Annotated in this window: 21 protein-coding genes and 1 tRNA gene; 15 read left to right on the top strand and 7 right to left on the bottom strand. The window is 69.8% G+C overall.

What is annotated here, in order from left to right:
* Positions 1-44: 44 nt before the first annotated feature.
* Entirely contained in the window at positions 45-620 is a 576-nt protein-coding gene (locus AC5L36_RS01165) for a YceI family protein (RefSeq protein WP_441216063.1), read from the top strand.
* Positions 621-841: 221 nt separating this feature from the next.
* Positions 842-2,320: a glutamate-cysteine ligase family protein gene (locus tag AC5L36_RS01160; RefSeq protein WP_441216064.1), complete on the top strand. Its 1,479-nt coding sequence runs from the start codon at positions 842-844 to the stop codon at positions 2,318-2,320.
* A 671-nt stretch (positions 2,321-2,991) separates the two neighbouring features.
* On the opposite strand, the gene AC5L36_RS01155 is transcribed toward AC5L36_RS01160, so the two are convergent.
* Positions 2,992-4,590 carry an MFS transporter gene (locus AC5L36_RS01155; RefSeq protein WP_441216065.1) on the bottom strand — a complete coding sequence of 533 codons (1,599 nt, stop codon included), beginning with the start codon at positions 4,588-4,590 and terminating at the stop codon, positions 2,992-2,994.
* A 114-nt stretch (positions 4,591-4,704) separates the two neighbouring features.
* Here AC5L36_RS01155 and AC5L36_RS01150 point away from each other — a divergent pair, with 114 nt between their 5' ends.
* Positions 4,705-5,325 (top strand): TetR family transcriptional regulator, encoded by a 621-nt coding sequence (locus AC5L36_RS01150; protein WP_441216066.1) that lies wholly within the window; start codon positions 4,705-4,707, stop codon positions 5,323-5,325.
* A gap of 52 nt (positions 5,326-5,377) precedes the next feature.
* Here AC5L36_RS01150 and AC5L36_RS01145 read toward each other — a convergent pair whose 3' ends face one another.
* Positions 5,378-6,559 (bottom strand): hypothetical protein, encoded by a 1,182-nt coding sequence (locus AC5L36_RS01145; RefSeq protein WP_441216067.1) that lies wholly within the window; start codon positions 6,557-6,559, stop codon positions 5,378-5,380.
* Between the two features lie 113 nt (positions 6,560-6,672).
* Between AC5L36_RS01145 and AC5L36_RS01140 the strand changes: the two genes are divergently transcribed.
* On the top strand, positions 6,673-7,446 hold the full coding sequence (locus AC5L36_RS01140) for a PASTA domain-containing protein (RefSeq protein WP_441216068.1): 774 nt from the start codon (positions 6,673-6,675) through the stop codon (positions 7,444-7,446).
* 12 nt (positions 7,447-7,458) lie between these two features.
* Here AC5L36_RS01140 and AC5L36_RS01135 read toward each other — a convergent pair whose 3' ends face one another.
* Together AC5L36_RS01135 and AC5L36_RS01130 are read right to left on the bottom strand one after the other, a co-directional pair.
* Positions 7,459-8,538 carry a hypothetical protein gene (locus AC5L36_RS01135; RefSeq protein WP_441216069.1) on the bottom strand — a complete coding sequence of 360 codons (1,080 nt, stop codon included), beginning with the start codon at positions 8,536-8,538 and terminating at the stop codon, positions 7,459-7,461.
* Positions 8,539-8,638: 100 nt separating this feature from the next.
* Complete coding sequence (locus AC5L36_RS01130) at positions 8,639-8,926, bottom strand: hypothetical protein (RefSeq protein ID WP_441216323.1); 288 nt, start codon at positions 8,924-8,926, stop codon at positions 8,639-8,641.
* A 488-nt stretch (positions 8,927-9,414) separates the two neighbouring features.
* On the opposite strand from AC5L36_RS01130, the gene AC5L36_RS01125 reads away from it, so the two are divergent.
* The 4 genes from AC5L36_RS01125 to AC5L36_RS01110 all read left to right on the top strand — a co-directional run bounded on the left by AC5L36_RS01125 (position 9,415) and on the right by AC5L36_RS01110 (position 13,261).
* On the top strand, positions 9,415-10,296 hold the full coding sequence (locus AC5L36_RS01125; protein WP_441216070.1) for a helix-turn-helix domain-containing protein: 882 nt from the start codon (positions 9,415-9,417) through the stop codon (positions 10,294-10,296).
* On the top strand, positions 10,260-10,487 hold the full coding sequence (locus tag AC5L36_RS01120) for a DUF397 domain-containing protein (RefSeq protein WP_441216071.1): 228 nt from the start codon (positions 10,260-10,262) through the stop codon (positions 10,485-10,487). The genes AC5L36_RS01125 and AC5L36_RS01120 overlap by 37 nt, the downstream gene beginning before the upstream one ends.
* Positions 10,488-10,728: 241 nt before the next feature.
* Complete coding sequence (locus AC5L36_RS01115) at positions 10,729-11,208, top strand: hypothetical protein (protein ID WP_441216072.1); 480 nt, start codon at positions 10,729-10,731, stop codon at positions 11,206-11,208.
* A 178-nt stretch (positions 11,209-11,386) separates the two neighbouring features.
* Positions 11,387-13,261, top strand: a complete 1,875-nt coding sequence (locus AC5L36_RS01110) for a S8 family peptidase (protein ID WP_441216073.1) — start codon at positions 11,387-11,389, stop codon at positions 13,259-13,261.
* Positions 13,262-13,331: 70 nt separating this feature from the next.
* Here the strand turns inward: AC5L36_RS01110 and AC5L36_RS01105 are convergent, their stop codons facing one another.
* The 3 genes from AC5L36_RS01105 to AC5L36_RS01095 all read right to left on the bottom strand — a co-directional run bounded on the left by AC5L36_RS01105 (position 13,332) and on the right by AC5L36_RS01095 (position 15,636).
* Positions 13,332-14,105, bottom strand: a complete 774-nt coding sequence (locus AC5L36_RS01105) for a 3-ketoacyl-ACP reductase (protein ID WP_441216074.1) — start codon at positions 14,103-14,105, stop codon at positions 13,332-13,334.
* Complete coding sequence (locus AC5L36_RS01100; RefSeq protein ID WP_441216075.1) at positions 14,102-15,460, bottom strand: hypothetical protein; 1,359 nt, start codon at positions 15,458-15,460, stop codon at positions 14,102-14,104. The genes AC5L36_RS01105 and AC5L36_RS01100 overlap by 4 nt, the downstream gene beginning before the upstream one ends.
* 90 nt (positions 15,461-15,550) lie before the next feature.
* Positions 15,551-15,636, bottom strand: a tRNA-Leu gene (locus tag AC5L36_RS01095).
* Positions 15,637-15,786: 150 nt separating this feature from the next.
* Here AC5L36_RS01095 and AC5L36_RS01090 point away from each other — a divergent pair.
* The 7 genes from AC5L36_RS01090 to pknB are packed head-to-tail and all read left to right on the top strand — an operon-like array spanning position 15,787 to position 24,726.
* Entirely contained in the window at positions 15,787-16,620 is an 834-nt protein-coding gene (locus AC5L36_RS01090; RefSeq protein WP_441216076.1) for an FHA domain-containing protein, read from the top strand.
* Between the two features lie 5 nt (positions 16,621-16,625).
* Positions 16,626-17,108: an FHA domain-containing protein FhaB/FipA gene (locus AC5L36_RS01085; protein ID WP_173057320.1), complete on the top strand. Its 483-nt coding sequence runs from the start codon at positions 16,626-16,628 to the stop codon at positions 17,106-17,108.
* Positions 17,105-18,562 carry a PP2C family protein-serine/threonine phosphatase gene (locus AC5L36_RS01080; protein ID WP_441216077.1) on the top strand — a complete coding sequence of 486 codons (1,458 nt, stop codon included), beginning with the start codon at positions 17,105-17,107 and terminating at the stop codon, positions 18,560-18,562. The genes AC5L36_RS01085 and AC5L36_RS01080 overlap by 4 nt, the downstream gene beginning before the upstream one ends.
* A gap of 35 nt (positions 18,563-18,597) precedes the next feature.
* The gene (locus tag AC5L36_RS01075; RefSeq protein WP_441216078.1) at positions 18,598-20,094 is read left to right on the top strand and encodes an FtsW/RodA/SpoVE family cell cycle protein; all 1,497 of its coding nucleotides are present in this window, start codon (positions 18,598-18,600) and stop codon (positions 20,092-20,094) included.
* Positions 20,091-21,596, top strand: a complete 1,506-nt coding sequence (locus AC5L36_RS01070; RefSeq protein WP_441216079.1) for a peptidoglycan D,D-transpeptidase FtsI family protein — start codon at positions 20,091-20,093, stop codon at positions 21,594-21,596. Before AC5L36_RS01075 ends, AC5L36_RS01070 begins: the two co-directional genes overlap by 4 nt.
* Positions 21,596-22,987, top strand: coding sequence for a serine/threonine-protein kinase (locus AC5L36_RS01065; protein ID WP_441216080.1), 1,392 nt, complete (start codon positions 21,596-21,598; stop codon positions 22,985-22,987). Before AC5L36_RS01070 ends, AC5L36_RS01065 begins: the two co-directional genes overlap by 1 nt.
* Positions 22,984-24,726 carry a Stk1 family PASTA domain-containing Ser/Thr kinase gene (gene pknB, locus AC5L36_RS01060; protein WP_441216081.1) on the top strand — a complete coding sequence of 581 codons (1,743 nt, stop codon included), beginning with the start codon at positions 22,984-22,986 and terminating at the stop codon, positions 24,724-24,726. The genes AC5L36_RS01065 and pknB overlap by 4 nt, the downstream gene beginning before the upstream one ends.
* Positions 24,727-24,768 lie beyond the last annotated feature (42 nt).

The raw sequence follows: 24,768 nt of genomic DNA, 5'->3' as shown, positions 1-24,768 counted from the left end.
TTGAGCAAAGATAGAACCGTCAAGAACCTCCTGAGGAGCATCCCATGACCGACACATCGCCTGTAACGCGGCAGTTCGAAGGCCTGACCATCCCCGCGCCTGGCACCTACGAGCTCGACCAGGCACACAAGGTGGTCGGCTTCGTCGCCCGCCACATGATGGTGAGCAAGGTGCGCGGTGTGTTCGACCAGGCGACCGCCACGATCACCGTCGCCGAGGACCCGCTGGAGTCGTCCGTCGTGGCGACGATCCAGGCCGCGAGCATCAACACCGGCGCGCCCGACCGTGACAACCACCTGCGCAGCGGCGACTTCCTGGAGTCCGAGAAGTACGAGACCCTGGAGTTTCGCAGCACCGGCGTAAAGTCGCACAGCGGCAACGAGTTCGTCCTCAGCGGCGACCTCACGATCAAGGACGTCACCCGCTCCGTCGACCTGAAGGTCGAGTTCGAGGGCGTCGGCCGCAGCCCGTTCGGCCAGGACATCTTCGGGTTCACCGCGAGCACCGAGATCGACCGCGAAGACTTCGGCCTGACCTGGAACGTGGCGCTCGAGACGGGCGGTGTGCTGGTCGGCAAGAAGATCAAGATTGAGCTTGAGGGCGAGGCCATCCGCCAGTAGCTTTTGCCCCGAACATGCCCCGGTAGCCGGTTTCGCGGTTACCGGGGCATATTGCTTAGGTGGACTAAGCGCGCTCCCATGCTCACGACCGGTGATAAGTGCCTGTTTTGTCCCTAGCCCAAGCGGCGACCTCGCTCCTAACGTGAAGGTCACCGCGCCGACCGGGGGGCCACGTGTCTTTGTGACGGCGCCCGTATCGCCGTGCGCGCCGGGAGGGCCACATGGGGAAGGACGTCTCACAGGGTGCGTTCTCCCGGGAGGACCGCGCCCGATATCGGCAGAAGGTCCGCCGGTGTCTGGACGTCTTCGCGCTGATGCTCGACGATTTCGGCTTCGACGCCGAGCGGCCCACCACCGGCCTGGAGATCGAGCTCAACCTTGTCGACAGCGAGGCCGAGCCGGCGATGCGCAACGCCGAGATCCTGGCCAACCTGGCCGACCCGACGTTTCAGACCGAGCTCGGGCAGTTCAACCTGGAGCTCAACGCCCGGCCGCGCCTGATCGAGGGCGACGGCTTCGCCGACTACGAGGAAGACCTTCAGGCGAGCCTGGGCCGAGCCGAGCACCGCGCGGTGAAGGCGGACTCCACGATCATCCTGATCGGGATACTTCCCACGTTGACGTCGCACCACCTGGTGCTCGACAACATCTCCACCAACGACCGCTACCGCGTGCTGAACGAGCAGATCGTGGCGGCCCGGGGCGAAGACATCGAGCTCGACATCCGTGGTGTGGAGCGGCTACAGACCTACACCGACTCGATCGCGCCCGAGGCGGCCTGCACGAGCGTGCAGTTCCACCTCCAGGTCTCGCCGGAAAACTTCGCCAACTACTGGAACGCCTCGCAGGCGATCTCGGCCATCCAGGTGGCCGTCGGGGCGAACTCCCCTTTTCTGTACGGCCGGCGGCTCTGGGCGGAGACCCGTATCGCGCTCTTCGAGCAGGCCACCGACACGCGGCCGGACGAGCTCAAGGCCCAGGGGGTACGCCCGCGCGTGTGGTTCGGCGAGCGGTGGATCACGTCGATCTTCGACCTGTTCGAGGAGAACGTGCGCTACTTCTCGCCGCTGCTGCCCATCTGCGACGACGAGGACCCGGTCGAGGTACTGCACGCCGGCGGTGTGCCACACCTTGGTGAGCTGCGGCTGCACAACGGCACGGTCTACCGGTGGAACCGCCCGGTGTACGACGTGATGAACGGCCGGCCCCACCTGCGCGTGGAAAACCGGGTGCTGCCGGCCGGCCCCACGGTCGTCGACATGCTCGCCAACGCCGCGTTCTACTTTGGACTGGCGCGCGAGCTGGCCGAGGCGGACCGGCCGATCTGGTCGCAGCTGACGTTCAGCGCGGCCGAGGAGAACTTCCACGCCGCCGCCCGCCGCGGCATCGAGGCCACCGTCCACTGGCCCCGGGTCGGCGAGATCCGGGTCACCGACCTGGTGCTGGAGTCGTTGCTGCCCAAGGCGTACGCGGGACTCGACCGCTTCGGCGTCAGCCCGGCGCTCCGCGACCGGCTGCTCGGCATCATCGAGCAACGCTGCCTGCTCCAGCGCAACGGCGCGGTGTGGCAGACCGAGGCGGTGGCCGCCGCCGAGCGCCGCCGCGACCTCGACCGCGGTGAGGCGCTGCACGACATGCTCCAGCGGTACGGCCGCTTCCAGCGCACCAACGAGCCGGTACACACCTGGCCGGTCGACTAGTTCGGGGTTGTCGCAGCCGTCATGACCTTTTTAGCTAGATTTGCCCGCGTCCGTGTCGGTTGTAGACCGTATGCTCCCGCGGGCACCGCTCCGGTCGGGGTTTCGGCGTCGCTGGCGCTCGCCGAAACCCCGACGCTCCGCTGCCGGGTCCGCGGTCCAAGGGCCTAGTTGAAGACCTTCGCGGCCCCTTGCTCTGCGTCCCCCGGGTTGGAGACGCCGGCAATTTCAGCTGACCGGACGGGGTGGCCACTCCAGGGGTGCAGAGCAACGCACCTCGCGCACACCGACCTGGTCGGGCCCCGCCGGGGCCCGGCGCAGCCGTTGGGGTGGACGCGACCTCGGGCCAGTCGCAGGCGCCTACCTGCGACATCCTGACGTAGCGTCACCAGCGTCGGGAGCCGGACTGTGAGATCTAGGAGACTTTGGGCCGATATGGCGCCCTAACTCTCCAAGATCTGGCATTGGACGCGGTTCACGTCGCTGCGGGCAGTTACACGCGGTGAACAGCGCCTCGATTCGGTCCGTTGCCGTCGCTCAGCAAGGTGCATTGCAGACAAAGCCGACCCTGCGGAGCATGACCCGGGTGGAGCTATCCCAATCCCGAAAGGTCTCTAGACGGGAGTGATCGGGGCGCCCCGCCGCCCGCGGAGCGCCCCGATGGGGAGGGTTGATCAGACGCCTGCGTGTGCTCCGGCGGCAGTGCTTTCGCCCTTGCGCACCAGCAGGGCCGCGAACGCGGCCAGCACCGCGATGACCGCGCCCACCGTGAGTGCCGTCTGGAATCCCGTCATGAAGGCCAGGTGGCTGCCGGTCGTGATCGCGTCGGCCAGGGGTTGCGGGGCGCCGGGTGGCACCGGTGCGACGCCCTGCGCCACGTAGTCTTCGGCCGCGGTGAAGCCGGGTGCCATGTCGGCCGGCACTCCCGCGCCGGTCAGCTTCTCCACCAGCACGTCGCCGACCCGGGTGGCCAGGATCGTGCCGAACACGGTGGTGCCGAGCACGCCGCCGAGCTGGGCCGCGGTCTGCTGGATGCCGCCGGCGAGGCCGGCCAGGTGCACCGGCGCGTTGCCGACGATGGCCTCGGTGCTGCCGACCAGCACCATGCCGAAGCCCATGCCGATCACGATGAACCAGGGCCAGAGCGACAGGTAGTCGGCCTGCACGCCGATCCGCGAGAGCGCGAAGAGCGCGACCGCGGTCAGCAGCATCCCGACCACCAACGGCGGGCGCGGGCCGTATCGGGCGGTGAGCGCACCGGCGACCGGCGAGGCCACGATGAACGTAGCGGTCATCGGCAGCAGCCGCACGCCGGCGTCGACCGGGCTCATGCCGTGCACCTGCTGTAGGTACAGGGTCAGGAAGAAGAACGAGCCGAAGAGGGCGAAGAAGCCCAGCATGGCCAGGACCGTGCCGGCGGAGAACGAGCGGTTGCGGAAGAGACCGAGCTGCATCAGCGGGTGGCGGGCGGTCCGCTCGCGCAGGATGAACGCCGTGCCGAGCACCGCCGCGCCGGCGAAGAAGCCGAGCGGGAGGATGTCGCCGAAGCCGTACTCCTGTGCCTTGATCAGGCCCCACACCAGGCTGAACAAAGCCGCGGACAGCAACGCGACGCCGGGCAGGTCGAACGAGCCGGCGGCCTCTGGGTCGCGTGACTGCCGCACTACCCACAGGCCAAGCAGGATCGCCACCACGGCGACCGGGCCGTTGAGGAAGAAGACCCACTCCCAGCTCGCGTTTTCCACGAGCAGGCCGGCCACGATCGGGCCGCTGGCGATGGCCAGGCCGGAGGTGCCGGCCCAGATGCCGATCGCCATGTTGAGCTTTTCGGCCGGGAACGTGTTGCGGAGGATCGCGAGGCTGGCCGGCTGGAGCAGCGCGCCGGCGAAGCCTTGGACCACCCGCCAGAAGATCACCATCTCGATCGAGCCGGAGAGGCCCACCGCGACCGAGGCGACCGCGAAGCCCGCCACGCCCACGAGGAAAACGGTCTTCCGGCCGAACCGGTCGGCAAGGCGTCCGGCGACGATCAGCGAGACCGCGAGGGCGAGCAGGTAGCCATTGGTAACCCACTGGAGCTGGGCGAAGTCGGCGCCGAGGTCGCGCGCGATCGCCGGGTTGGCGATGGCCACGACCGTCGCGTCGAGGCCCACGACCATCACGCCGAGGGCTACGGCCAGCAGGGTCAGCCAGGGGTGACCATGGCCGCGGCGGCTGGACCGCCGTAGGTCGGTGTTCGGCCCACCGGGCCGGGTCAGGGTTGCCTGTGACATGAGAGCGAATCTGTCAGTGCATGACAGATGTCGTCAACCGACTTACGTCTGATAGTGACTACTGTCATGCGGGGAATAAAGTCTGAGCTGGACACCAGCCGTATACTTTGCCGCATGTCACCGAGCACGACCGGCCTCCGCGAGCGCAAGAAGCAGCGCACCCGCGAGGCACTCATCGATGCCGCCTTCGAGCTCTTCAGCACCAAGGGTTTCGAGGCGACCACCGTCGACGAGATCTCGGACGCGGTCGAGGTGTCGTCCCGGACGTTCTTCCGCTACTTCGGCTCCAAGGAAGACGTCGCGACGTCCATCCAGCTACAGCAGTTTCTCGACGTCTACCAGGCCCTCGAGGCCCGCCCCGCGCACGAGCCGGTGGTCACCGCCCTGCGCCACGCGGTCGTCGACGTGCTCCGGGCGTACGAGGAGGGTGGCGCGGACGCGTTCCAGTTCGCGTGCGTGATGGAGCTCGTGCAAAACAGTCCGGCCGTGCTGGCCCGCAGCCTGGAGATGTGCACCGAGCAGCTCGACGAGCTGGCCCGGCATGTGGCGGCGCGGATGGGCGTCGACGCGGTCGCCGACCCGCGGCCCAAGCTTGTCGCGTCGGTCGCCAGCGCCGCTCTACAGGTCGCCGTGCGCGCCTGGCGCGAAAACGAGCCCGACGAAAAGATCTCCGACCTGGCGGACCGGGCGTTCGCGCTGCTGGAGGCCGGGATCAACTATCCGGCGGCAGGCTAGGGCCTGTTTCAGCCTGGACTCCGGCGCAGCCGGCAAGGATTTGAAACGGGCGCTAACGACGCCTGGGCTTCTTCTTCTCCGGCTCGGGCCAGAGCGGGGCGGCGACTGATGCCTGACCGCGGGCCGGCTCCGGTGTCGCGGCCGAGTCGGTGGCCGGCGCGGAGTCGGAGACGTAGGCACGGGCCGGTGCGTACGCGTCGTCTTCGAGGTCTCCGCTGGACGCCTGCGCCGGCACAGGCACGCGATCCACATCCGTCTCCGGCTCGCGGTCGGTCTCCGGCTCGGGCTCGCGGTCGGCCCTCGGCTCCGGCTGGTCTGGCCATTGCAGGAGTGCCAGCTCTTCCTTCTGCCGTGACTCGCGGCGCTGGCTGATCGCGGTCACCAGGACTGAGCCGGCCAGGCCGGCGATCACCGCGTACGGCGCGAGCAGGTGTGCGGAGAGCTGCTCGGCACGGATGCCGACGAGCGTGGGCGCGGCCAGGAAGTACGCCGCCGCGACCAGGAGCGGGCCGACGCCGCCGGACACCGCGGTGCCGACCCTGCCGTCGAGCCGCTTGGCGGCCGGCCACGCGGCGAGCGCGCCGATCACCAGCGCCGAGCCGAGGGTCAAGGCCGCGCCGGGCAGGTAGATATTGCGGAACCAGAAGCGGTCGGCGTCTGAGGTGATCTGCCAGACGCCCAGCTGGGCGGAGGCGAGCCCGCGCCCGGTGGCGACCCCGTCGATCACGGCGATCACGGCGAGCAGCCACAGCCAGCTCGCGGTGGCGATGACGTTGGCCGCGACCGCCCGGGACGCCACCGCCCAGAGCGCGACGAGCAGCCCGACGATCACACCGATCGCGGCGTATCCCGCGGCGATGGTCTGCGGGGTGAACGTGTCTGCCCGAGCCGCCTCGCGGGCCGGCACGGCGACCAGCGCCACCGTCGCCAGGGCGCCGACCGCGGCGGCCACGGCGATCGCGCCCCGGGCAAGTGCGCTGGACAGCGTGTCTCTGCTGTCCACTATGGAGGCACTCATCCGGTCGGCGCAGATTGCCCCGATGATCGTGGACGTGGCCGCGATCCAGGTCGCCCATGCCAGGCTGGCCACCCAGGTGGCCTCGTTTCCGCCGTTGGGCGACGGCAGCCACGCGATGATGCCGAGCCCATAGCCCAGCCCCAACTGCGCGGCGCTTGCGCCTGCGGCGATGCCGATCGCGGTCGCGATCGATCCTCCCCAGCCTCGAACGGCCATGCCGGGCAGCGTAGCTTCCTTGCGCTATCGCGTCTGTGCGGGGCGACGCGCCACCGGGCGAATCGCCCGATAAGTTGACCGCGAAGAAAGTACTCGCCGGGGAGGACGACGCCATGGCCGACGACCGCGATACGGACGGTCCTGGTCCCGACTCCGATGACGCTCCCGATCAGACCCGGGAGTTCGACCCGTTCGCGGACGAGGAGCCGGCTCCGGCGGCTGGCACCGACCCCGACCGGACGACTCAGCTCCCGGCGGCCGGCGACGAGACGAGGCAGATGCCCGCGGCCGACGAGACCAGGCAGATGCCCGCGGCCGACGAGCCGGAACAGCCGGCCGCCTGGTCTGGTCGTGCGGGTGTGCCACCACCGGACTCGACCGTCGTGCGCGAACCGGTCCCCACCGAGTGGGCGCCGCCTGAGGACGGCGGCGGCAAGTGGTGGATGCCGATCGTTGTCGGGATCGTGGCGCTGCTCCTCGTCGGCGCCCTGATCGCGGGCATCTGGCTGATCTACAACGCCAACAAGGTGGAGCCCAGTCCGACGCCTTCGCAGTCACCGACGCCGGCGCCGACCTCCGCGCCCGCCACCTCGGCCGCGCCGACCACCAGCCCACCGCCTCCGCCGACGACCGCGCCGGCCGATGTACCGGTGCCGCCGCTCGCCGGGCTGACCAGCGAGCAGGCGCGGGACGAGCTCGACCGGCTCGGCCTGAGCTACCGGCTCGTGTACCGGCCCGCGGAGGAGCCGGCCAACACGGTGATCGAGACGCAGCCGGAGGAAGGGGCGGTCGTGCCGCCGGGCACCGAGATCACTTTGGTGATCGCGAGCCCGCTGACGCCCACCGCCGCACCCACGGCCACGCCGACCGTGGAGCCGACCTCCTGAACAAGGGCCGCGTCACCAGCGACGGCGGCGCAATCCCACCATCGTGAGGCCGATGGCGGCCAGCCCGAGCCCGATAAGGCCTGAGTAGATCAGCGTCTGGTGGTACCTGCCGGCCGGCGTCGAGTCCGCCTCCAGGGCCTGGCGCGGCTCGGCGACCGCACTCGCTGTCGGCTCCGGTGTCGGTGTCGGCTCGTCGACCGTCTCACCAAGGTCAAGGTCGTCGTCCGGACCGGCGGCCACCGGGTCGCGTTGCGGCGGGTCCACAGTGGTCGCCCCTGGCCCAGGTCCGCTCGTCGTGCCACTCGGGGTTGGCGCGTCCGGCTGCTCGTCCGGCCCGGTCGGGTCTGGTGCCGGCCCGGTGCTCGTCGGTGGACCGGTCGGGGTACCCGGTGTCGGGTCGGTCGGGTCGCCAGGAGTTGGTGTCCAGCCGGCGCCGGGTGCCGGGTCGGTCGTGGGCGTCACCGGCGGCTCCCAGTCGTATCCGCCATCCGTCCGGGCCGGAAGTGGCGCGCCCGGATGGGGCCAGTCGTCGCCCGGTTCGGGCTGTTCACCCGTTGCCTGGCCGGAGCCGGGCCAGGACGGATCCGTCCAGTGGTGGTAGAGGTGCCAGTCGTCCGGCGGACCACCGGCGGAGCCGCCGCTCGGGGCACCCGGTGAAGCGCTCACCGCCGGCACGACCCCGTGGGGCGGGCCGTCGCCGGCCGCCGAGGTGCCATCACTGGCCGGGCCGACCGCCGGCCCACCTCCCGCGGGGCCGCCGTGGCCGCCGCTGCTCTGGCCGCTCGTGCCCCGGCCACCCGGGCCTACGCCGTCCGGGCCTTGACCGTCTGGGCCTTGACCGTCCGGACCTACGCCGCTCGTGCCCTGGCCGCCGGGGCCTGCGCCGCCCGCCGGCTCGCCGTCGGCGAGGATCGCCGAGTCGCTGGCTGGCTGGCGCCCGTCGGCGGACGATGCCCCGACCGGCCTGCCGCCGGTGACGGCGACCGCGAGGCTCGTCAGCATCACGCCGAGGAGCAGGACGCGCAGGCTCAGCCCACGGGTGGAGTAGGGATGCCGAGATGCCGGCTGTAGCTCGGTCGGCTCAGTGATCATGCCGTCCCCCAGGCTCGGGGTCCGGATCACAGGCGGGGTCGGCGGGTGTCTTCGAGTCTAGGCGAGCGCGCGGGCGGCCGGACGGTGAACGGCCAACCCGTCACCGCGACCGCGCGCGCACCCCCGCGGGCCGAGCGGCGGGGTGCCGCGCATTGCGCTGGCGGATGTCCGGGGCGGACCCGACCGTGCGCAGGCCACTGATCTTTACGAAGATCGACCTGCGCTCGACGGCCTCGCCGCCGCCATTGAGCTCGTAACCGTCGAGCCAGACCCAGCCGTCGTAGGTGGGCCAGTCGTGGACCCTGATCACCCGAAAGAGCATCGGATCGGCGAACTGGACGCTCGCCTCACGGGTCACATGGAGGACGTCACCGGACCGGGGTAACACATCGACTCCTGTCCCAAAACTGCCGATTTCAGCCAAAGTTTGCCGGACTATGTGCTTCGCGGCTCACCTCGGGGGTCACCCGCTGGGTGTGTCTCCGCCGACGCCGGACTACGCCCCTGGCTGCGGCGGCGCCGCAACCTGCCCGGCTGGCTGGAGACGGTAAGTGACCCGAGCCATACGGACAGGGTGCACCATGAACATGATCAATGCAAGTTGCAACTTCGGGCCGATCCGGTCTGGTCATCCGAGGGCGGATCGTGGCTTGATGTCCCGCTCGGAAACGCGCAAACTGAACGCGGTGACCGGCCGACGTGCCGGTGCCTTTGCATGTCAGCGCGAGCGAACGATACGCCCCGCGTAACCGCGGACCGGGTTCGCCGCGATGTCGCAGCTCCGTCATAGCATGCGTCCGCCGTGACGGGTACCCGTGACGCCGAATCGCGACAGACTCGCTGGCCCTTGGGGACGCAACTTGCGGAGGTGACCCCGTGACGGAGCGTCGGAGTCCGACAATTCGCCGCCGACGGCTGGGAGCCGAGCTGCGCCGCCGGCGTGAGGCTGCGGGAGTGACGATCGAAGGTGTCGCCGAGCGTTTGGAATGCTCTGCGTCCAAGGTGTCGCGAATCGAAACCGGCCACACCACGGCCACCCCCAGAGATGTCCGCGACATGCTCGAGATCTACGGCGTCCGCGGCGACGAGTGCGAAGAACTCGTGCAGATCGCTCGTGAGGCCCGGCAGAAGGGCTGGTGGCACGCGTACAGCACGGTGCTCACCGGTGCCTATGTAGGTCTCGAGCAGGCAGCGGAATCGGTTCGAGCCTACGAACAGCAGGTGATGCCCGGGTTACTACAGACTGAGGAATACGCGAAGGCAATGATCCGTGCCGCACGGCCGGACATCACGCCTGACGAGGTGGAGCGCCGGGTACGTGTCCGGCTCAACCGTCAGTCGTTACTGACACAGGAAGACCCGGTCGACCTGTGGGTGGTCCTCGACGAAGCCGTGCTGAGTCGCCCCATCGGCGGCGATGACGTCATGTGCGCTCAGCTGGAGCGACTCGTCGGGGCCGCGGAGTTACCCAATGTGACACTTCAGGTTTTGCCCTTCGAGGTCGGCGCGCATGCCGGCATGGACGGTACCTTCACAATCCTCAGCTTCTCGGAGCCCAGCGATCCGGGGGTGGTTTTTGCCGAAAATGCCACCGGAGGACTGTTCTTGGAGAAGAGTGAGGAGTTGCGGAAGTACATGTTCATTTTTGATCACATCCGCGCCGCGGCCCTCCGCCCGGAGGAGTCCGTGGCACTCATCCGAAAGTTGACAAAGGAGCCGTTGTGGAAGTCGAGACAAAGGGGTTCCGGCTGGACCTGAGCCGCGCTGTGTGGCAGAAGAGCTCGCGGAGCGGTCCCAGCTGCGACAACTGCGTCGAAGTGGCTTTCGTCGACCAGGCGATCGCCGTGCGGGACTCGAAGAACCCGACCGGTCCGGTGCTGATCTTCACGGCTGACGAGTGGGACGCATTCGTCGGTGGCGCCAAGGACGGCGAGTTCGACCTCGGCTGACAGCACTCCGTTTCCTTTAGTGGTCTGGCGGGAAGGCGTGGCCCTCTAGCCCACCGACGGAGCGGATGGCGCAGTCTGGCGCGCAGCCGTGTCGCCATGCGTAGTGGCGGCGCGGCTGTGCGCACGCGCCCTAAAGGCGCGCGTCTTTATATGTATGACGTTATCCGTACCGTGAGTGAGTATACGGTAGCTCGCGCGCAGTAGCCAGAGTCGCGAGCCAATAAACCTCGTTGTACCGGTCATGACGATTGGACCTGACGAGCGCGCGAATGGCCCGGTGAGCACCCAGGAGCGGTTTCCGCCGGAGCCCGTCGACCGGTACGCGACGGCGCCGGCCGGGTATCGCACGGACGGGCGCGACGCCCTGGGCGGGCGGGACGCGATGCCCGTGCGCGAGGCGCACCCGGGTGAGCGCCTGGCCCATCCTGGCGAACTGGGCCACCACGGCGACCTCGAGCCCGAGCACGACCTGCCGTCGCACGGCCGTAACGGCTCCGGCGGGCTCGACCTCTCCGGTCTCACCGAGCCGGTCTTCTCACCGGCCGCCTGGCTGGACGGCCCGGCCGGCACGCTCGCCGATCATCCGCTGCTGCGCGGCCTGCTCCTGGAGCTCCCGCCAAAGGGGACCGTGCCGCCGCCCGGCTGGCTGGACCGCTGGTTCGAGGCGGCCCGGTCCATCCTGGAGCTCCTCTACCTCCAGCAGAGCGGTCGCCAACGATAGGCGCCGGTACCTATCGCCGGTGATATAGAAAGTTCAACATCTGTCGCTGGCTGACATAACCACATAACGTCTCCCCCGATCGGCAAACATCTCTGCCCGATCCGGCCGTCACAAGCGGCCGGACGGCCGCGGACGTGGGGCCGGTCAGAGGGGAGGACGGGAGATGACACTCCCGCGTATGCGTCGCCGCCTGGCGACGCTCGGCATGGCCACCGTCGGTGTGACGGTGGCCGTCGCAATGGCGGCGCCGCCGGCGCTCGCGCAGGAGCCGTCCGGCGCGATCCGCAACGCCGGTGGCGACACCGCCATCGCCGACAGCTACATCGTCGTGTTCAAGGACAGCTCGGTCACCCGGGCGGGCGTCGACAAGGCCGCCCGCGACCTCGCGGCCAAGCACGACGGGGCGGTCGGGCGTACGTACCGCGCCGCGCTGCGTGGCTTCGAGATCAAGGCCACCGCCGCCCGCGCCGCCCGCATAGCGGCCGATCCGGCGGTGGCGTACGTCGAGCAGAACCACACGGTCCGGATCCAGGACACCCAGAACAACCCCCCGAGCTGGGGCCTGGACCGCATCGACCAGCGCAACCTGCCGCTCAGCGGCTCGTACACGTATCCGTCGACCGCTCCGACGGTGCGCGCGTACATCATCGACACCGGCATCCGGTTCAGCCACAGCACGTTCGGCGGCCGGGCGACCAGCGGCTTCGACGCGGTCGACGGCGGCAGCGCGGACGACTGCAACGGCCACGGCACCCACGTGGCGGGCACGGTCGGCGGGTCGGCGTACGGCGTGGCAAAGGCCGTGCAGCTCGTCGGCGTCCGCGTGCTCAACTGCGGTGGCAGCGGCACCAACGCCCAGGTCATCGGTGGCATCGACTGGGTGACCGCCAACGCGGTCAAGCCGGCCGTGGCCAACATGAGCCTCGGCGGCGGCGCGAACTCCGCGATCGACACCGCCGTTCGCAACTCGATCAACTCCGGTATCACGTACGCGATCGCGGCCGGCAACGGCGACCTGCTGGGCCGGCGGGTCGACGCCTGCGGGGTCTCGCCGTCCCGCGTCGCCGAGGCGATCACGGTGGGCGCCACCCAGAACAACGACGCCGCCGCGAGCTTCTCCAACTTCGGCACCTGCGTCGACATCCTGGCGCCGGGCGTGGGCATCACCTCGTCCTGGTACACGAACGACACCGCGACGAACTCGATCAGCGGCACGTCGATGGCCACCCCGCACGTGGCCGGCGCCGCGGCGCTGGTGCTCGCGGCCAACCCCTCGTGGTCGCCTACCCAGGTGCGTGACTACCTGGTCAACAACTCCACGCCCAACGTGGTCACGAACCCGGGCACCGGTACCGCGAACCGGCTGCTCTTCGTGGTCAACGACGGCACGCCGCCGGCCAACGACTTCTCCGTGTCGGTGTCGCCGACGTCGGGCTCGGTCGCGGCCGGCAGCTCGGTCACCACGACCGTCAACACGGCCACCACGGCCGGCTCGGCGCAGTCGGTGAGCCTGTCGGCCAGCGGCCTGCCGGCCGGCGCGTCGGCGAGCTTCAGCCCGGCGTCGGTCACCTCCGGTGGCTCCTCGACCCTGACGATCTCCACGACGGCCTCGGTGACGAACGGCACGTACCCGATCACGGTCACCGGCACGGGCGCGGCCGGCACCCGGACGGCGACGTACACGCTGACCGTGACCGGTGGGAGCACCGGTAACTGCACGGGTACCAACGGCACGGACGTGGCCATCCCCGACCTGAGCACCGTGACCAGCACGATCACCATCGCCTGCGGTCGCAACGGCTCGAGCAGCTCGACGGTGGCGGTCAACATCGTCCACACCTACCGTGGCGACCTGGTCATCGACCTCGTCGCACCGGACGGCACCGCGTACCGGCTGAAGAACAGCTCCGGTTCGGACAGCGCCGACAACGTCAACGCGACCTACACCGCGAACCTCTCCAGCGAGGCGGCGAACGGTACCTGGACGCTGCGCGTACAAGATGTGGCGCTCTTCGACACCGGCCGCATCGACACCTGGACGCTGACTGTGTAGTCGGCTCGCGAACCCGACCTGGGGAGGTCGGCGGGGCTCCCACGCCGCTGGGCGTGGGAGCCCTGTTGCGTCAGAGGGTGCGTAGGTGGAAGCCGCCGTCGACGTCGATGACCTGGCCGGTGCTGAACGGCAGCAGGTCGGTCGCCACGGCCACCACCGCCTTGCCGACGTCCTCCGGCCGGCCCCAGCGGCGGATCGGCGTGAGCCCGTGGTTGAAGATCAGATCGTCGTACTTCTCCCGCACGGTCCCGGTCATGTCCGTCTCGATCACGCCGGGCCGGATCTCGTACACGTTGATGCCGTGTGGTGCGAGCCGCGTCGCGTAGAGCTGGGCGACCATCGCGAGGCCGGCCTTGGTGACGCAGTAGTCGCCGCGGTTGGTGCTCGCCGCGTACGCGCTGATCGACGAGATGATGACGATCTTGGGGTTGCTCAGCGTGCCGGCCTCGACCTGCTCGACCATGTGGCGGGCCACGAGCTGGGTGAGGAAGTACGGCCCCTTGAGGTTGATCGCTACCAGCCGGTCGAAGGACTCCTCGGTGGCGTCGAGGATGTCGGCGCGGACGTCGGGCGCCACGCCCGCGTTGTTGACGAGCAGGTCGATCCGGCCGAACGCGCCCACCGCCTCATCGACGAGCCGCTGCCGGTCGGCCGCCTGCCCGATGTCGGCCTGCACCAGGTGGGCCCGCTGGCCGGCCTCGGCGACTCGCTCGGCCACCTCCTTGGCGGCGGACGCGTTGCGGGCGTAGTTGACGACCACGTCGTACCCGGAAGAGGCGAGAGCGAGCACGACGCCGCGTCCGATGCCCCGCGAGCCGCCGGTGACGACGGCGGCGAGGCTCATTCCGGGCTCCCGAAGAATGTGTAGTACGGCTCGTCGCGCGCCACCCGCTGCACGTAGAGCGCGAGCTCGCGGGCGTGGTAGTCGCCCCACATGCTGGACTCGCCGTTGGGGACCCGCTGGCCCTCCGGCACGTGGTCCCAACCGTTCGGGCGGTGGTAGACGGAGTGGAGGATCAGGCCCTGGTGGCGGGCGTCCGTGCTGAGGTAGGGCTCGCCGAGGAGCGTGTCGCACACCGTCAGGCCGGCCTGCCAGTAGCGCCGGCCCTCGTCGGCCCGTCCGCGGCCGATCAGGTAGCGGCCGAGCCGCAGCAGGCCCTGCGCGCCGATCGCCGCGGCCGAGGAGTCCACGGGCTCGTGCGCGTTGTACGGGTCGGCCGGCCGGTCGAGGTAGTCGCCGAGGTGCACGAGGCCGGGGGCGCCGGTGTCCCAGTACGGGATGCCGTCGACCGGAGTGTGCGCGAGGTAGAAGTCACATGTGGCCATTGCCGCCTCGAGCATCGTGTCGGCGAGCCCTTCTGGCGCGTCCTCGACCGTGTCGAGCCACTCCAGCTGCTCCGGGAAGCCGAGCATCGCCCAGGCCAGCCCGCGCGTCCAGGTGCTGAAGGGTGAGTAGCCCTGCTGGGTGCTCGGGCACCGGTAGCTGCCGTCGTTGACGTTGAAGATCGACTCGTGGGCCGTACGCCCGCGGATGTCGTAGGTGTCCCGGCCCTCGCCGTAGAAGACGTTCCACCGGGCGGTGTTGGTGGCGTGCTGGGCCAGCCGGTCGAGCAGCGAGATCCGCTCGTCCCGCTCGCCCATCAGCACGTGGCCCAGCTGGTGGGACACCGCCAGCGCCCGGCAGGAGCGGATCGTGTCGACGAAGAGTGACTGTGGCCCGTTGAACGAGTAGATATAGCCACTGCCGTCCGCCGTGTCCCGCCACCGGGCCGCCTGTACCGCCCCCGTGATCTTGAGAGCGAGCTCGTAGAAGTGGAGGTCGCCGTCGTCGACGCGGCCCTCCCGGGTGAGCCGCCACAGGTTGCCGTACGTGCTGATGTTGTTGAACCCGTGGTCGTGCACGCCGATGTGGCTCACGTGGCTCGCCATGACCTGGACCGTGAGCTCCCGCCCGAGATCCAGGAAGCGCCGCTCGCCGGTCGCGTCGAACTGGAGCAGCGCCGAGCCGTACTGGAAGCCCTGGGTCCACTCCGTCCAGCCACGGGCGGTGTAGCGGCCGTCCACGGTGAACACGGGCGAGGGGGAGCCGGGTGGGCAGGTCTTCTCTATCGAGTCGAGCTTCTCCGCCGAGGCGTCCCAGAGGCGCTCGATCTTGGGCAGCAGTCCGGCGGGCTCCAGCCCGTCGTCGATCCTCATCATGCGCCCAGCATAGGAAAGCGCATTCCTATAACGAAAGGCTTGCAAAAGTTTTGAGGGCCCGTCCGCCTGGACGAGCCCTCAAAATTAACCTGGTGGGGAAGGGGGGAGTTGAACCCCCACGCCCTTTCGGGCACACGGACCTGAACCGTGCGCGTCTGCCATTCCGCCACTCCCCCGGACCAGGGGTATCCCCTGGACACGATGCGGCCACATATTACGCTGTGCGTGGCTGCACCCGCGAGCAGGTTACCTGCCCGTGGCGCGTGGGAAGAGTAGCACGGCAACACCGGCCACCCGAGACAGGCCGGCAGCAGGCCGGTACGTCGGTGCGCAACCTGCGCGTGCGGCGGCCGGATACCATCATGTCCTCGGAACCCGAGGAGGAGCCGGTGAGCGTGCTGCAACGCTTCGAGAAGCGGTTGGAAGGCCTGGTCGAGGGGGCCTTCGCGAAGGTGTTCAAAGGGGTAGTCCACCCGGTGGAGATCCTCAACGCCATGCAGCGGGAGGCCGAGGCGCACAAAGCGATCCTGGCCGGTGGGCGCACCCTTGTGCCCAACCGCTACGTGATCGATCTTTCGCCGTACGACCACAGTCGGCTCGCGCCGTACGCGGCCGCGCTGGCTCAGGAGCTCGCCCAGTCGCAGGCTGAGTTCATCGGCGAGCAGGCGTGGACGGTCTACGGTGACGTCATCGTCGAGATCGAGCGCGGTGACGGGCTGGACACGGGCATGTTCCGTGTTACGGCCGAGGTCTACACCGGTGGCGAGGTGGCCCCCGTCCAGCAGCCGGCGTATGACGCGCCGGCGCCCCCCGCCTATCCCCCGTACGACCAGGCACCCGGTGGCTACGGCCCTCCGCCGCAGCATGGCGGTGGCGGGCGCAACGTGCGCCTGGTCTCCGGCGATGGGCGCACCTATCCGTTGCAGATGGGTTCGACCGTCATCGGCCGGGGTGACCAGGCCAACCTGCGCCTCCCCGACGTCGGCATCTCCCGCCGCCACGCCCGGCTCGACTTCGACGGTGCCCAGGTGGTGCTCACCGATCTGGGATCGACCAACGGGACGATGGTCAACGGTCAGCGCGTGTCCGCCGTGGCTCTCAACCCCGGTGACATGATCCAGCTCGGAACGACCACACTCACGTTCCGAGTGGATGGCTAAGGACGTTGCCTGAGTTCGTCCTCACCGTTGCCCGGTTCGGCTTCCTCATCCTGCTGTGGATCTTCGTGTTCACAGTGGTGGGAGTCATCCGCCGGGACCTGTTCGCCGGGGCCAGGAGCAGTCGCCTCGTCGCCGCGCCGCGGGGGGTTGGCGCGTCGACGGGGCACTCCCGCCCGGCGAAGGTGAAGCGGGGCCGCGCGGCACATCAGCTGGTGGTCACCGCCGGCCAGCTGGCCGGCACCCGCATCACGCTCGGTGAGGCTCAGATCACCATCGGTCGAGCCGAAGACTCCACCCTGGTGATCACCGATGACTATGCGTCCGCTCGACACGCCCGGCTCGTCCCCCGCGCCGGGCAGTGGTTTATCGAGGATCTCGGCTCGACCAACGGCACCTACCTGGATCGCGCTAAGGTCACTGGACCAACCCCCGTACCCCTCGGCGTGCCGATCCGCATCGGCCGCACTTCTCTTGAGTTACGGCCATGACTCTCACCTTGCGTTATGCGGCTCACAGTGACCGCGGTCTGATCCGGGACGGAAACCAAGACTCCGTCTACGCCGGTCCGCGCCTGCTCGCCGTTGCCGATGGCATGGGCGGCATGGCCGCCGGTGACGTCGCCAGCAACATCGTCATCGCCGCGATGGCTCCCCTCGACGAGGACGTACCGGGCGATGCCCTGGTCGACGCCCTCCGTGGCGCGGTCGACACGGCCAACCAGCAGCTTCGCGACACCGTCGACGCCAATCCCCATCTGGAGGGCATGGGCACCACGCTCACCGCGGTGCTCTTCTCCGGCAGCAAGATCGGGATGGTCCACATCGGTGACTCGCGGGCCTACATGCTCCGCAACGGCGAGTTCAACCAGATCACCAAGGACGACACGTACGTCCAGATGCTGGTGGACGAGGGGCGGATCAGCCCGGAGGAGGCGAGCAGCCATCCCCAGCGCTCGCTGCTCACCCGGGCGCTCGACGGCCGCGACATCGACCCGGAGTACTCGGTCCGTCAGGTGCTGCCCGGCGACCGCTACCTGATCTGTAGTGACGGCCTGTCCGGCGTCGTCAGCGCGGAGACCATCGCGGAGACGATGACCGAGTTCGCCGACCCCCAGCAGTGCGTCGAGCGGCTCATCCAGCTCGCCCTGCGCGGCGGCGGGCCCGACAACATCACCGTTGTCGTCGCCGACGCCACCGACCAGGACATCCTGGAGGCCGCCCCGATCGTCGGCGGTGCCGCCGCCCGCGACCGCGGCATGGCGACGTCGGCCGACGAGTCGACACCCGCGGCCCGCGCCTCGGCACTCCAGGCGGCGGTGCCCCGCGCGGCCGCGCCGGAGCCGAGCAACGGCTCCAACGGCGGCGGCCACCACGACGAGCCCGACCGCCCGCGCCGCCACCCGGCCCGCACCGCGCTGCTGCTCGCCGGCCTCCTCGCCATCCTGGGCGGCGGCCTGTGGGTCGGCTGGAGCTACACCCAGCGGCAGTACTACGTGGGCGCGACCGACGAGGGCCAGCTCGCCGTCTTCCGCGGCGTGCCGGGCCACATCGCGGGGCTCAGCCTCTCGAGCGTGCACGAGACCAGCGGCACCCGGCTCGACGACCTCACCGTGGTCGCCCAGGATCGGGTCAAGCAGGGCATCCAGGCCGACGACGAGCCCGACGCGCAGCGCCGGCTCGCCGAGCTGACGTCCGACACGCCCGCCAACCCCAATCTGAAGCCCACGTGCCCGCCCACCCCGACGCCGTCGACGAGCCCGAGCGCCAGCCCGTCGCCGACTACTCCGCCGCCGGCCACTCCCGCCACTGCCTCCGGTGCCCCGCGCACCACGCCGCCCGCTACCAGCTCACCCGCCGGCTCGGGACCGGCCACCACGCCTGACGCCCCGCCCACCGACTCGGACCCGCCGGTCGACCCGACCGGGTGCCGAGCGGCGGACTGACCCGTCCTCGATACAGGAACCGCAGGGATTTAGTCGTGACCGCCCCAGCAGTGCCGGCACCCACGCCCGCTACCACGGGTGAGATGCCCCGTGTCCGCGAGTCGAGCGGCCGGCGCAATGCTGAGCTGGCGCTGCTGATCTTCGTAATGCTGCTGGTGCTCGCCTACGCGGCGACGGTCGAGGCGACCGCGCTAGACACGATCACCAGCGACTTCTGGGTGCCGGTCGCGCTGGTATCGGCCGTGTTCCTCGCCCTGCACGTGGTGATCCGCTTTCTCGCGCCGTACGCCGATCCGGCGATCGTGCCCGCGGTGGCCCTGCTCAACGGCCTCGGCGTGGCGTTCCTGCGCCGCATCGACCTCGCCTTCGCCGAGGCGAACGAGCGCGCAAACCTGCCGATCTTCTCCGGCGTCGGCGGGCGGCAGCTCGCCTGGACCCTCATCGCGGTGGTGCTCGCCGCCGGGCTGCTGATCATCGTGCGCGACCACCGGGCCGTCTCCCGGTACGCGTACACGCTGGGCCTCGTCGGCATCGTGCTGGTGATGATCCCGGCGGTGCTGCCCGGGCGGTTCTCCGAGATCAACGGCGCCAAGCTGTGGATCAAGCTGGGCGGCTTCCAGATCCAGCCGGGTGAGTTCGCCAAGCTCGCCCTTGTCTCGTTCTTCGCCTATTACCTGGTGCGCAAGCGTGAGGTGCTCTCGCTCGCGAGCCGGCGTTTCCTCGGCATCGACTTCCCGCGCGGCCGCGACCTCGGGCCGGTCGTCGCGGTGTGGCTGCTCAGCCTCATGGTCCTCGTCTTCGAAAAGGACCTGGGCACCGCGCTGCTCTACTTCGGCATGTTCGTCGTGATCCTGTACGTCGCGACCGAGCGGGTCAGCTGGCTGATCATCGGTCTGCTGCTCTTCTTCGGCGGCGCCTTCCTTGCGTACACGCTGGGCGCCAGCGTCGGCGGGCCGTTCGCCAACTTCTACCAGCGCGCCGAGATCTGGTTGGACCCCTTCGCCGATCCGTACGAGGACGGCTTCCAGATGGTCCAGTCGCTGCTCGGCCTCGGCACCGGCGGCCTCTTCGGCGCCGGGCCTGGCGGCGGCCAGCCCAACAAGATCCCGCTCGCGGTCAGCGACTTCGTCTTCGCCGGGCTGGGCGAGGAGATCGGCCTCTTCGGCCTCTCCGCCCTCCTGGTCGTCTACCTCCTGATCGTCGAGCGTGGCCTCCGCGCCGGCCTGGCCGTGCGTGACTCGTTCGGCAAGCTGGTGGCCGGCGGCCTCGCGTTCACGCTGGGCCTCCAGGTGTTTGTGATCGTCGGCGGCGTCACCGGCCTGATCCCGCTCACCGGCCAGACCACGCCGTTCCTCTCCGCCGGCGGTTCTTCGCTGATGGCCAACTGGTTGATCATCGCGATGCTGCTACGGATCTCCGACGCCGCGGGCCGCCCGGTCACCGGCGCCTCCGGTGGTCGCGCGAGCGGCCCCGGCGGTGGTGGACCTCCGGCCCAGCTGCATGGCGCCCCGACGGAGGTGATCAGGTCGTGAATGCTCCGCTGCGCCGCGCCGGCGTGGTCGTGATGATCCTCTTCGGCCTGCTCTTCGCCAACCTCAACTGGGTGCAGGCGTACAAGGCCGACGACTACCGCACGAGCCCGTACAACGCGCGCGTCCAGGTCGACGAGTACAACCGCCCGCGTGGCGTGATCGAGGTGGGCGGCAAGGCGCTCGCCGAAAACAAGGTCACCGACGGCGAGCTCAAGTACCTTCGCACCTACCCGTTCAAGAGCAAGTACGCGCACGTCATCGGGTACAAGCCGGTCAACATCGGGGCCACCGGCATCGAGCAGGCCGAAGACGACTTCCTGTCCGGCACGAGCGACCGGCTCTTCGCCGACCGGTTCCGCGACATGTTCACCGGCGAGGACACCGCCGGTGGCAACGTCGTGCTGACCCTCTCGACGCGTGCCCAGGACGCGGCGATCCAGGGCCTGGCCGACAATCCGGTGGGCTCGACCCGCGGCGCGGCGATCGCGCTCGACCCGAAGACCGGCGCGATCCAAGCGCTCGTCTCGATGCCGAGCTTCGACCCCAACCCGCTGGCCAGCCACGACACGCAGGCGGCGCAGGCGGCGTACGACAAGCTGAACGCCGAGAAGGAGGGCCCGCTCAAAAACCGGGCGCTCGGCGAGGTGCTCCCCCCGGGTTCCACGTTCAAGGTGATCGACGCCGCGGCGGCGCTGGAGGCCGGTCTGACGCCGCAGACTTCCATCAAGGCGGGTCCGAGCTACACGGCGCCGACGTCCGGCACCCCGATTCGCAACTCCGTCGCCAGCACCTGCCCCGGGGCACAGGTCACGCTCCTCGAGGCGCTCACCGACTCGTGCAACACCGGCTTCGCCCGCTTGGCGGTCGAGCGGATCGGCGCGGAGAAGCTCAAGGAAAAGGCGAAGGCGTTCGGCTTCGAAGACACCGGCCTCAAGGTGGGCAACCTCGACGGCGGCGGGCTCCCGGTGGCGGCGAGCCGCACCGGCGACATCCAAAACCCGGACGGCAGCGAAGACAAGGCCGCGCTGGCGCAGTCCGGCATCGGGCAAAACAACGTGCGGATGACCCCGCTCCAGGGCGCCATGATCGCGGCGACCGTCGCGAACGGCGGCGAGCGGATGCGCCCCTACCTGGTGCAGCAGCTACTCGGCCCGGACCGGCGCACGATCGGCACGGCTTCGCCGAAGAAGCTCAACAACCCGATCTCCGGCGACGTCGCCGCCGACCTACAGCAGATGATGGTCAGCGTCGTCGAAAACGGCACCGGCAAGCGGGCCCAGATCGACGGGTTCACGGTCGGCGGCAAGACCGGAACGGCACAGGATGGGGATGATGAGCGCGACCACGGGTGGTTCATTGGCTTCGTGCTGAAGGATGGCGAGCCGATCTCCGCGGTCTGCGTGCTGCTGGAGCGGGCGGGCGTGTCCGGCGGTAGCTCCGCCGCGGCGGAGATCGGCGGGCAGATCATGCAGGCCGTGATCCGCGACCGGGGGGCCGACTGATGCTCAGCCGCGGCGTCCTGCTGGGCGGTCGCTACCGCCTCGACGAGCGCATCGCCAGTGGTGGCATGGGCGATGTGTGGCGCGGCACCGACGAGGTGCTCGGCCGCACCGTCGCCGTGAAGATCCTGCTCCCGGCCCTGCTGGAGGAGCCCGGCTTCGCCGAGCGCTTCCGCGGCGAAGCGCGCACGATGGCGACCATCAACCATCCGGGCGTCGTAGACGTGTATGACTACGGCAGCGATCAGCAGATCGCTTTCCTGGTCATGGAGTACGTCGAGGGAGATGCCCTGTCGCGCACGTTGAGCCGGGTGGGCCGGCTCACACCGGCCCGCACGATGGCGTTGGTCGCCCAGGCTGCCGACGCGCTCCAGGCCGCCCACGAGAAGGGCATCGTCCACCGCGACGTAAAGCCGGGCAATCTTCTCGTACGCCCCAACGGCACGCTGGTGCTCACCGACTTCGGCATCGCCCGCTCCGCGATGGTCGGGCAGCTCACCGCGGCCGGATCGGTGCTGGGCACGGCGTCGTACATCTCGCCCGAGCAGGCGGCGGGTGGCACCGCCACGGCGGCGTCGGACATCTACGCGTTAGGCGTGGTCGCGTACCAATGCCTCTCCGGTCACCGCCCATTCGAAGGCGACAATCCGCTCGAAATCGCCATGAAGCACGTGCGGGAGCAGGCCCGTCCGCTGCCCGGCGACATCCCGCCCGCGATCCGGCGCATCGTCGACCAGTCGATGGCGAAGGACCCGGCCGCCCGCTTCCAGACCGCCGCGATGCTCGGGGCGGTCGCCCGCCAAGCTGCGGCGACCCTCGGCGCCGCGCCGCCGAGCCGTCCCGCCTCTCCGCCCGCGCAGCACCCCTCGTCACCAGCGCCAACCTCGTCCCCGGGGCCGGGCAGTACACCCGCCCCGCCGCCACCCCGCACCTCACCCTCGTACCCGCCGGCTCCCGCCAGCCCGGTCGCGGCTCCGCCCGCACCGGTGTCCCAGCAGCCGTACCGGCCAGCACCCGCGGCGCAGGGCGGTTACCGTCCCGGCGCGGCGCACATCCCGCCCAACCGTCCGGTCGTCCCAACCACTGGGCCGCCAACCCGGCCGGGTCAGCCCTACGGCTACCCGCCCGCCCAGCCCGAGGACAGTTCGACCAACCGGCAGATCCTCATCGTGCTGGCGGTGGTGCTCGGGGTTCTGGTGCTGCTGTGCGCCGGCCTCATTTCCTATCTGGTGGGACAGCAGGGCAACCAGAACAACGCCAGCTCGGTTCCAACCGGGTTGCAGATATGGGTGCGCCCGGACGCTCCGTTGGCACGCCCCGTACCGTCGGGTGGGGCAGGCTCTGCAACCCGCCCGGGTGACGCATACACGAGCGAAGGACGACAGACGAGATGACTGCGCAGGCCCGCCTGCTCGGTGGCAGGTACCAGGTCGGCGAGCTGCTCGGCTATGGCGGTATGGCTGAGGTCCACCGCGGCCGCGACCTTCGGCTCGGCCGTGACGTGGCGATCAAGATGCTCCGCACGGACCTCGCTCGTGACCAGACGTTCCAGATGCGCTTCCGGCGGGAGGCGCAAAACGCCGCCTCGCTCAACCACCCGGCCATCGTCGCGGTCTACGACACCGGCGAGGAGATCGCGCCGACCGGCGAGACGCTGCCGTTCATCGTCATGGAGTTCGTCAACGGGCGCACCCTCAAGGAAGTGCTCGCCGCCGAGGGGCGGCTGATGCCCCGGCGCGCCCTGGAGATCTCGGCCGACATCTGCGCGGCGCTGGAGTTCAGCCACCGGCACGGCATCATCCACCGGGACATCAAGCCCGGAAACGTCATGCTGACCCAAAACGGCCAGGTCAAGGTCATGGACTTCGGCATCGCCCGGGCCCTGGCCAGCGGCGCCACCACGATGACGCAGACCAGCGCCGTGATCGGCACCGCGCAGTATCTGTCGCCCGAGCAGGCGCGCGGCGAGGCGGTCGACGCCCGCTCAGACGTGTACGCGGCCGGTTGTGTGCTCTTCGAGCTGCTCTGCGGCCACCCGCCGTTCGTCGGCGACAGCCCGGTGAGCGTGGCGTACCAGCACGTGCGGGAAGACCCGCGGGCGCCGAGCGAGATCAACCCCGAGGTCAACCCCGACATCGACGCGATCGTGCTCAAGGCGCTCGCGAAAAACCCGCTCAACCGTTACCAGAGCGCCCAGGAGATGCGGGCCGACCTGCTCCGGGCAGCGGCCGGCCGGCCGGTCATGGCCACGCCGGTGCTGCGCGACGCCGAGACCGTCGCGATGATGGGCCAGACCGCGGTCACCCGCCCGATCAACGCCGCGGTCACCCGCCCGACCGCCCGCGTCGGTGACCCGCGCCGGCGCAAGGCGTCCGCCTGGGTGCTGGCCGCGCTCAGCACGCTCGGTGTGCTGGCCGTGATCGCCCTGATCGCCGGCCTGATCCTCTCCAACCAGGGCAACGAGACACCGCAGACCACCGTGCCCAACGTGGTCGGCCTCGAGCTGGCGACCGCGCGGGCCAATCTGAGCAACGCGGGCCTCGTCGCCACCACCGGCGACCCCTACTACGGCGACGACTGCCAAAAGGGCACGGTCGCCAAGCAGAGCCAGCCAGATGGCGAGCGGGTCAACCGCGACACCGAGGTCGTCATCAACGTCTGCCAGGGTCCGCAAGAGGTCGAGGTGCCCAACCTCGTCGGCAACACCAAGGCCGCCGCTGAGTCGGCGCTGGCCAAGCTCGGTCTCAAGGCGGACTTTCGGCCGGTAGACAGCGAGGCGCCGGAAGACCAGGTCACCAAGGTGCCAGACGCCGGCAAGAAGGTCGCCAAGGACGCGACGGTGGTCGTCGAGATCTCCCGCGGCAACATCGTGCCGGTGCCCAACGTGGTGGGTGACGAAGTCGACAGCGCCGAGGACGAGTTGCGGCGGGCCGGCTTCGACGTCGACATCCGCAACGGCGAGCCGGCCCCGAGCGCCAGTGAGGCCGGCACCGTGCAGCGGCAGAGCGTGCGAGACAAGGCGAAGAAGGGCACGACGGTCGTGCTGACCGTCTTCACCGAGCCGGAAGAAGAGCCGACCACGCCGCCACCGTCCACACCGACACCGAGCGTGTCGGCTACGCCGGGTCCGTGATCGCTGGCGATTAGGCCTGTGGATAACTCTGTGGGCTGTGGA

This window comes from Phytohabitans sp. LZ39, from assembly GCF_059359075.1.
The sequence above is the reverse complement of the archived record's forward strand: the minus strand, read 5'-3'. Positions and strand labels throughout refer to the sequence as shown.